This is a genomic window from Methylobacterium sp. EM32, assembly GCF_040593685.1.
Taxonomy (GTDB): domain Bacteria; phylum Pseudomonadota; class Alphaproteobacteria; order Rhizobiales; family Beijerinckiaceae; genus Methylobacterium.
On sequence record NZ_JBEXZS010000260.1, the window covers coordinates 1 to 2,431 of the forward strand.

A 2,431-nucleotide genomic window follows, 5' to 3' on the forward strand; every position below is an offset into this window, starting at 1 on the left:
GTGCCCCGCGGAGCGGGGCGGGAGAGGGGACACCGCTTCCGGAAATGGCTGAGCCGTCCTGACGGGCGTCCCCTGGATCAGCGTCGCGCTGCCCCTCTCCCGACCCCTGCTGACGCAGGGGCCACCCTCCCCCGCAGAGGGGGGAGGGGAAAGGTGCTCTATTTTGGTGAGGCAGCGGATCCCGGCATCGTGATCTGCAACGACGCCTGTCTCGCCCGGAATGAAGTCCGAGGCCAGCACGACGCGCCGAAGGCGCGAACAACGATACGACAGGGAGGGAACCCCATGAGCCAGCAGGCCACCGTCCAGGACCTCAACGCCGACGCGCAATCCTGCGCCGCCTGGATCGCCCAGTTCCTGAAGGCGCGGGGCGTCGACCGGGTGTTCGGGCTCCAGGGCGGCCACATCCAGCCGATCTGGGACCATTGCGCCCGCCTCGGCATCCGCATCGTCGACGTGCGCGACGAGGGCGCCGCCGTCCACATGGCCCACGCCCATGCCGAGCTGACCGGCGAGCTCGGCGTCTGCATGGCGACCGCCGGGCCCGGCGTCACCAACTGCGTCACCGGCATCGCCAACGCCTCGCTCGCCCGCGTGCCGGTACTGCTGATCGGCGGCTGCACCTCGCGGGCGCAGGCCAATCTCGGCCCGCTCCAGGACATCCCGCACGTCGACATCCTGCGGCCGGTCACCCGCCAGTCGCGCACCGCCCGCGTCGCTGACCAGGTCATCCGCGAGCTCGACGAGGCTGTCGCCCGCGCCAGGGGCGATCTCGGCGAGCCGGGGCCCGTCTACATCGAGATCCCGACCGACGTGCTGCGCGCCCATGTGCCGCCGCAGCTGGTGCTCGACGACTGGATGGCGCCCAAGGCGCCCCGCCTGCTGCCGCCCGATCCGGCCGGAATCGCCGCTGCCGTCGAGGCTCTATGGGGCGCGCGTCGCCCGCTGGTGGTGAGCGGCCGCGGCGCGAAGACCGCCGGGCCCGAGCTGGTCCGCCTGCTCGATGCGCTCGGCGCGGTCTATCTCGACACCCAGGAGAGCCGCGGCCTGGTTCTGGCCGACCACCCGGCGACCGTCGGCGCGATGCGCGCCGCCGCGATGACCGAGGCCGACGTGGTCCTGGTGGTCGGCCGCAAGCTCGATTACCAGCTCGGCTACGGCTCGCCGGCGGTGTTCCCGAATGCCCGCTTCGTGCGCATCGCCGACACCGCCGGCGAGCTCGTCGACAACCGCCGCGGCGAGCCGGAGCTGCTCGCCAGCCCGGCGCTCGCCCTCGCGGCGATCGTCGACGCCGCCGGCAACCGCGCACCCGCCCTCGACCGTGCCTGGGCCGAGGGCCTGCGGGCGCGCCACGTCAAGCGCTCGACCGGCGCGACGGTGCCGCAGACCGGAGAGGACGGCCGGGTCCATCCGGCGGCGATCTTCGACGCGATCCGGCAGGTTGCGGCGCCCGACTACATCGCGGTGGCCGATGGCGGCGACCTCCTCAGCTTCGCCCGGGTCGGCCTGGAGGCGCGGACCTACATGGATGCCGGCGCCTTCGGCTGCCTCGGCGTCGGCGTGCCCTACGCCACGGCCGCGTCGCTCGCCTATCCCGACCGGCAGGTGATCTGCGTCACCGGCGACGGGGCCTTCGGCATCAACGCGATGGAGATCGACACCGCGGTCCGCCACGGCGCCAAGCCGGTCATCATCGTGTCGAACAACGCCGCCTGGAACATCGAGCGCTACGACCAGGAGTTCAATTACGGCGGCCGCGTCGTCGGCACGCTCTTGGCCGATTCCGACTACGCCGCGATGGCCCGGGCGCTCGGCGCCCATGGCGAGCGGGTCGAGCGGCCGGAGGATCTGCCGGCGGCGATCGAGCGGGCGCTGGCCAACGCGCCGGCCCTCATCGACGTCACCACCTCGCAGGTCGCGGTGTCGTCGGACGCCCGCAAGGGACTGGGCTTCGTGCCCGATTACCAGCCGCTCACCGCCTGGGACGATGCCGAGCGGCGGCGGCGGGGGGAGACGGTGGGATGACAGCCTGTTTGACTTGCGAGGCCGGCACCAGGAGACACTTTCTTCTCCCACCCACGACCTCATCCTGAGGCGCGAGGCGATCGAAGATCGCCGAGCCTCGAAGGAGGTCTCCAGAGATCGCGAGACTTCTGGAGGCCTCCTTCGAGGTCAGTCGATCTGCGATCGACTGACGCCTCAGGATGAGGTTGTAGGTGGGATAAAGTCCCAACCAATCGAACAGGCTCGGAGGCCGTGACGATAGCGAATCGTCGAAAATAAAACGGGTCCCTTCCCTCGACAGCCGCGCCTCACCGCCCCGGGGCGCGATCCGGCGGCGGGCGGTACGCCTCGGGGGGCAGGTCGCGCGACAGGGTCTCACCGGCGCCGCGGCCCGGGGCGGGGCTCGGCGTCGGGGTGGCGCCCGGGG

Annotated in this window: 1 protein-coding gene; it reads left to right on the forward strand. The window is 72.0% G+C overall.

What is annotated here, in order from left to right:
• Positions 1-285: 285 nt before the first annotated feature.
• Positions 286-2,025, forward strand: a complete 1,740-nt coding sequence (locus tag ABZT49_RS32040) for a thiamine pyrophosphate-binding protein (protein WP_355292378.1) — start codon at positions 286-288, stop codon at positions 2,023-2,025.
• The last annotated feature ends 406 nt before the right edge of the window (positions 2,026-2,431 follow it).